Consider the following 6,262-nt stretch of genomic DNA (forward strand, 5'->3'; position numbering starts at 1 on the left):
GGATCAGGGTCATGGACGCCAATCCGAGTGCCACGCCCGCGTCGGGCTGCCGGCCGGTTGTGCTCCCCCCCGTCATGGGCCGTGTGTGGGTGAACCACAACCCCCCCGGGGGGGGGGGGGAGGGGGGTGGGGGAACCGGCCTACCCCGGGGCACCCGGGGGCCCCCCCGGGCCCCCACCCCCCACAGACAAAGAGCCGCGCGTGCGCGGCCGCAGATCAGGAGCACCAGTGCAGGGCACCCCCCACATAGCCAGCACACCCCACGACGGGCGATGGTCGTCCGTACCCCCTGCCCGCGGGGAGCAGCGGGAGGCAGTGACGCCTCTTGTGCCCCCGGTGGAGCGGCGTACCCAGGACGCCGCCGCACCCCGACTCCCCGTCTTCATCGACCAGTCGGGCTGGCGCAAGCGGACGCTGCAAGGCCTGGCGCTTGCCGTGGTCTGCGCCTGCCTCGGGTATCTGCTGCTCGTCGGCACGCTGATCAGCGGCCTCTGGCAGCCCGTCGGCACGCAGCCGCCGAGCACGAACGGACCGGCGGCTTCCGGCCCGGACACCGGCAACTCGCCGCACGGCAGATCCGCCCCGCCGGCCGGAGGCCCCGGGCAGTGATCCGGCGTTCCGCTGTCCGCCGCCCGCCGCGCGGACACTGGCTCGTCCTCCTGCTTGTCCTCCTGGTGGTCGCCGTCACCCTCCTCTTCGAGGGCTGGACGACCCACCAGGTCGACGCGGCGCGTACCAAGCCGCTGTGCACCCGGCCGATCCCGCGCGAGGCCGACGACGGCAAACCGATCCTGCGGTTCGGCCCGAAGGGGGTCACCACCGCGGCCATGCCGCCGCGGACCGTCGCGCTCACCTTCGACGGCGGCCCCGACCCGGTGTGGACGCCGCGCCTCCTCGACCTGCTGCGCAGACACCACGCGCGGGCGACCTTCTTCGTGTACGGGAAAGACGCCGCCCGGCACCCGGAGCTGATGCGGCGGATTCTGTACGAGGGCCACGAGATCGGCTCGTACACCTACAGCGGCGGCGACCTCGGCGTCGCGTCGCCGCTGCGCGCGCGGCTCGAACTGTCGCTCACCCAGAGCGCGCTCGCGGGCGCGGCAGGCATCAACACCACCCTGCTGAGGCTGCCCCACACCACGGCGGCGGACACCCTCTGCGGCCCGCAGTGGCCGGCCGCGAAGCGCGCGGCGGAGCAGGGCTATCTGGTGGTCGCGTCGGACTACAAGGACCGCAAGCCGTGGCGGGGGCTCGTGTCGCAGCACAGCCAGACCGACCTCGGCTACCGCGAGGCCGAGGATCTCCTGCGGAACCGCGGCGTGAAGTGGTTCACCACCGTCAGCGGCGGCCTCGGCCGTCCCTCCTTCGTCAAGGAGGTCCCGGTCGCCGATGAGATCAAGGGCGACGGCCTGATCTGGTCGCAGCGGCTCGGGCACGCCTTCCTCACCGTGATGGTGTGGACGCTGACCCTCACGGGCGTGCTCGGCGTGCTTCGGATGCTCCTGTTCGCGGTGTTCGCCCGGATCCACGTGCGCAGGCTGCACCGGTACCGGCCCGGCGCACCACGCCTTCGCGAGGTGCGGGACCCGGTGACGGTCCTGGTGCCCGCGTACAACGAAGAGGCGGGCATCGCCTCCACCGTGTACTCGCTGCTCGCCTCCACCCATCCGCATCTGCAGATCATCGTGATCGACGACGGCTCGACCGACGCCACCGCCGACATCGCCGAGGAGATCGACGACCCGCGGGTGACGGTGATCCGGCAGCCCAACGGCGGCAAGCCGAGCGCCCTCAACACCGGCCTTGCGCACGCCCGGCACGACATCGTCGTCATGGTCGACGCGGACACCATCTTCGAACCCGAGGCCCTGGCCCGCCTCGTCCAGCCGCTCGCCCACCCGGCGGTCGGCGCGGTCAGCGGCAACACCAAGGTCGGCAACAGGCGGCGCCTGATGGGCAAATGGCAGCACCTGGAGTACGTACTCGGATTCAACCTGGACCGGCGGATGTTCGAGGTCCTGGAGTGCATGCCGACGGTGCCGGGGGCGATCGGCGCCTTCCGCAGGGACGCGCTGATGGGCGTCGGCGGCGTCAGCGACGAGACCCTGGCCGAGGACACCGACCTCACGATGGCGCTCTGGCGGGCCGGCTGGCGCGTCGTCTACGAGGAGTCGGCGGTCGCCTGGACCGAAGTGCCCGGCACCGTACGGCAGTTGTGGCGCCAGCGCTACCGCTGGTGCTACGGCACCCTCCAGTCGATGTGGAAACACCGCCACGCGGTGAAGGAGGTCGGCCCGGCAGGACGCTTCGGCCGCCGCGTGTTCCTGTACGTCACGCTGTTCCAGATCGTCCTTCCGCTGTGCGCGCCGGTCGTGGACATGTTCGCCCTGTTCGGGGCGTTGTTCCGCGACCCGGTGGAGGCCGCGCTCGTCTGGTTCGGCTTCCTGTCCATCCAGTTGGTCACCGCCGCGTACGCGCTGCGGCTCGACCGCGAACGGCTGCGTGTGCTGTGGGTGCTTCCCCTCCAGCAGTTCGTCTACCGGCAGTTGATGTACCTGGTGGTCATCCACTCCGTGACCACGGCGCTGCTCGGCACCCGACTGAAGTGGCACAGCATGAAGCGCGCCGGAACCGCCGATCCGTATCTGCTTCAAGCGCCGCCCGAAGAGGAGCGGCGGAGCCTGCAAGGGAGTTGACCATGACAGACCCGCTTGCCACGCGTGAACGGTTCGCCGACCGCCCCAGCTCCCGCTACGGACCTCGGCGCGCCCACGCCAGGCAGCCGAAGGTGAAGCGCAGAAGGCTGCGCAGGGCGGTGCTCGTCCTGCTGGCCGTCGTGGTCGTCGCGGCGGGCGGCACGTACGGCTGGGCCGAGACCCGGCTCAACCGTGACGTCGACCTCGGCGCGTACGGCGACCGTCCGGCGCCCGGCGAGGGCACCAACTACCTCATCGTGGGCTCCGACAGCCGCGACGGGCTCTCCGAGGACGACGTGCAGGACCTGCACGCCGGCGGGGGAGGGGGGAGGCGCACCGACTCGATGATGCTGCTGCACACCGGGGCCAACGGCACCAGCATGGTCAGCCTGCCGCGCGACTCCTGGGTCACCGTGCCCGGCCGCCTCGACACGTCGACGGGCAAGACGAAGCGCCCCGAGGGAGACAAACTGAACGCCGCCTTCGCCTACGGCGGCCCCGAACTCCTTGTGCACACCGTCGAGCAGAACACCGGTCTGCGCATCGACCACTACGCGGAGATCGGCTTCGCCGGTTTCGTGAACATCGTCGACGCCATCGGCGGCGTACGGATGTGCCTCGACCGGAACATCAAGGACGAGAAATCGGGCGCCGATCTGCGCAAGGGCTGCCACACCCTGAACGGCAAGCAGGCGCTCGCGTTCGTCCGCCAGCGGCACCAGGAGAAGGAGGGCGATCTGGGCAGGTCGAAGAACCAGCAGAAGTTCCTGGCGACCCTCGCCCACCAGGCCGCACGCCCCGACACCCTCTTCGACCCGCTGGAGATGGGCCCGGCCATGCAGGCCGGACTCGACACGCTCATCGTCGACAAGGACATGAGCCTGCGCGATCTCACCAGGATGTTCCGCGCGGTGCAGAGCGTCACGGGCGGCCACGGCAAGCAGATCAACGTACCCGTGTCCGGCATCGGCGTCCCCACCTCCAAGGGCAACGTACTGAAGTGGGACGCGAAGAGGTCGGCCCGTCTCTTCGCCGATCTGCGCCACGACCGCCCGGTGACGGAGACGGGCCGCCCGTGAGCCCGGCCCGGCTCACACCAGTTCGGCCGCCGGTTGCGGTTCCGCCTGCCGCGGCAGCCGCACCGGCGCGGGCGTCGCGTCCCACCGTCTGGTGGTCCGTACGTAGCCGTAGATCACGGAGGCGAGCGCCAGGATCAGAAGCGGTCCGAACACCACCGGATACCTGGCCATCTCCACCGGCAGCCAGCGATAGGCGACCAAGAGCGCGGCGAAGACGGTCGTGCCGTAGGCGACCAGCTGGATGCCCTGCCGTTCCCAGCCGCGGTCGAACGAGCGCAGCGCGGCCTCGACCGTGAGGACGAACACCACGCCGGCGATGAGATCCACGCCGTAGTGGTAGCCGAAGCCCAGCGTCGCGCCGAGCGTGGCGACGAGCCAGAACGTGCCCGCGTAGCGCAGCAGGCGTGGCCCCTTGCGGGAGTGAATGAAGATCGCGGTGGCCCACGCGGTGTGCAGGCTGGGCATGCAGTTGCGAGGGGTGATGCCGTCGTACGGCACCGGGTGCGGGGTACCGATCGGCGGCGGCGTGTGCGGCCACAGGTCGGCCACCGCCCACTGGAGGCCGCCGGTGCCGGAGGTTCCCGGGCCGTAGGTGAAGATCGGCCCGACCACCGGGAAGATCATGTAGACGGCGGGACCGAGCAGGCCGATGACCAGAAAGGTGCGCACCAGATGATGGCGCGGGAAGCGCCCCTCGGCCGCCACGTTGCGCAGCTGGTACAGGGCGACGGCGACCGCGGCCACCGCGAGCTGGGCGTAGACCAGGTCGAGAACGTGGGTGCTGACCGGGCCGCTGGCCCTGAGGAGCCGCCCCGCCAGCCACGACGGGTCCCCCAGCGCGTGATCGGCGGTCGCCACATAAGGGTCGAGCACGGTCGGGCGGGTCTTCGCCGTGATGAGCAGCCAGGTGTCACCGGTCTTGCGGCCGGCCACCAGGAGCAGCCCGAGGCCGACGCCCTTGAGGAGCAGCATCCGCTCCCGGCCGGTGCGGCGCGTGACCGCGAAGACCGCACAGCCCAGCATCACCCACAACGCGCCATTGCCGAAGGCCTGCCCCTCGGGCACCTCGGCGTCGACCGCCCACCGCACCACGACGAAGACGACGTCGATGCCGACAGCGGCACCCGCCGCGATGAACCGCTGCCGCCAGCTGAGCACGACCATCATCAACGCGAGACCGCCGTACAGCGGCCCCGGTTTGGGCGGGAACAGCACCTCTCGCACCTGATTGGTGATCGGCCCCGGCACGCCGCCGTAGCGACGCGCGGCGATCTCCAGCGCGACAAGGAATCCGAGGGCCACCACACCGGCCGTGGCCCACAGGATCACCCGTGGCCGGCACCACGCGGCGAACTTGTTTCTGCGGTCTATTCGTGGAAACACCAGCGAAACTATATGTATCGGCCTGGCGTTCGCGCTCCCCGCTACGGCATCGCCGCCGGCCGGTCTAACAGACAGCCGCCGCACCGGAAGCCCGCCTGAGCCGCTGCGTGGTCAGCAGGACCACGCCCCCGGCGGCTATCACCCCGCACCCCAGGGCCGCCGCCGTCCCGGTGGCTCCGTACCGGAAGGTCTCCCCGAACAGGGTGACCCCAACAGCCGCCGCGGCCACGGAATTCATCACGGTCACCGTGGCCAGCGGGGCGGCGAGACCCACCCCGCGATAGGACGCCTGCGACAGCAGCAGCCCCGCGGTGGCAAGCACCGCGATCGTCAGAAGGCTCGGCAGCTGTGCCCACAGGCCGGCCCGGGTGAAGTCCACCGCGACCGTCTTCACGAACACCGACGCGATCCCCGAGGCCACGCCCGCCGCCCCCGCCAGGAGAACGGCCCGCGCCGCGGGATGCCGGTGCACGGCGAGCGCCGCGGCCATCAGCGCGGCCACGGCCCCGCTCGCCACCAGGCCCACCGCAAGGCCTTCCCTTCCGCTCAGGGAGTGCTCGGAGGAGGGCGACCCCGTCAGCGCGAGCAGCCCGGCAAGTCCCACCGACGCCATGACCGCGCCGCACCAGGCCGCCGCCCCGACCCGCCTGCCCACGAAGACCGCCGCCATCGGCAGCGCGAAGACGATGGTCAGCGCGCCCAGCGGCTGCACCAGGCTCAGCGGTCCAAAGGCGAGCGCGCCCACGTGCAGGGCGGCGCCCAGGCCGTTGAGCGCGACGGCCACCCACCACAGCGGGTGGCGCAGGGGGGCGTAGGCGTGTCCGGTGAAGGCCGCCGCGACCCGTTCTTGGAGCACCGCGCCGCCCGCGTACGCGACGGCGGACACCAGGCACAGGACGACGGTCATCGCGAAGTCGGTCACGGCACCCCTTCACGCCAAGAAAAACGAACGCTCGCTTACGTGACGGTGAGTGTGCACCCATAAAAGATCCACCGTCAAGCGGGGGTGACGGCCTCCGCGGCGGGGCCCCCCTTCGAGCCGGCGTGTCGGGGCCAGGTGGCGGGGTGCTCCCGCACCGTATAGGAATCGAGCGGTGGGTTTTT

Annotated in this window: 4 protein-coding genes and 1 pseudogene; 3 read left to right on the forward strand and 2 right to left on the reverse strand. The window is 71.2% G+C overall.

Annotated features, from left to right (window positions below; all coding sequences use genetic code 11):
- Positions 1 to 315: 315 nt before the first annotated feature.
- Genes ACFWY6_RS43365 through ACFWY6_RS43375 form a run of 3 tightly spaced genes read left to right on the forward strand, consistent with a single transcriptional unit; the run spans position 316 to position 3,775 of the window.
- Positions 316 to 609 carry a hypothetical protein gene (locus tag ACFWY6_RS43365; RefSeq protein ID WP_384702809.1) on the forward strand — a complete coding sequence of 98 codons (294 nt, stop codon included), beginning with the start codon at positions 316 to 318 and terminating at the stop codon, positions 607 to 609.
- On the forward strand, positions 606 to 2,696 hold the full coding sequence (locus tag ACFWY6_RS43370; protein WP_384702812.1) for a bifunctional polysaccharide deacetylase/glycosyltransferase family 2 protein: 2,091 nt from the start codon (positions 606 to 608) through the stop codon (positions 2,694 to 2,696). Before ACFWY6_RS43365 ends, ACFWY6_RS43370 begins: the two co-directional genes overlap by 4 nt.
- A gap of 2 nt (positions 2,697 to 2,698) precedes the next feature.
- Complete coding sequence (locus tag ACFWY6_RS43375) at positions 2,699 to 3,775, forward strand: LCP family protein (RefSeq protein ID WP_384702814.1); 1,077 nt, start codon at positions 2,699 to 2,701, stop codon at positions 3,773 to 3,775.
- Positions 3,776 to 3,787: 12 nt separating this feature from the next.
- Here ACFWY6_RS43375 and ACFWY6_RS43380 read toward each other — a convergent pair whose 3' ends face one another.
- Together ACFWY6_RS43380 and ACFWY6_RS43385 are read right to left on the reverse strand one after the other, a co-directional pair.
- Positions 3,788 to 5,158, reverse strand: coding sequence for a phosphatase PAP2 family protein (locus ACFWY6_RS43380; protein ID WP_384702817.1), 1,371 nt, complete (start codon positions 5,156 to 5,158; stop codon positions 3,788 to 3,790).
- Positions 5,159 to 5,234: 76 nt separating this feature from the next.
- A pseudogene (locus ACFWY6_RS43385) lies at positions 5,235 to 6,080 on the reverse strand (DMT family transporter); the annotation flags it as partial.
- Positions 6,081 to 6,262: the final 182 nt, after the last annotated feature.

Origin of the sequence: Streptomyces sp. NPDC059037, from assembly GCF_042740015.1 — a bacterium.
Taxonomy (GTDB): Bacteria; Actinomycetota; Actinomycetes; order Streptomycetales; family Streptomycetaceae; genus Streptomyces.

What these genes read in the sequence shown, in the direction of transcription:
- ACFWY6_RS43375 (WP_384702814.1), top strand. Translation starts at nt 2,699, where the DNA reads ATGACAGACCCGCTTGCCACGCGTGAACGGTTCGCCGACCGCCCCAGC.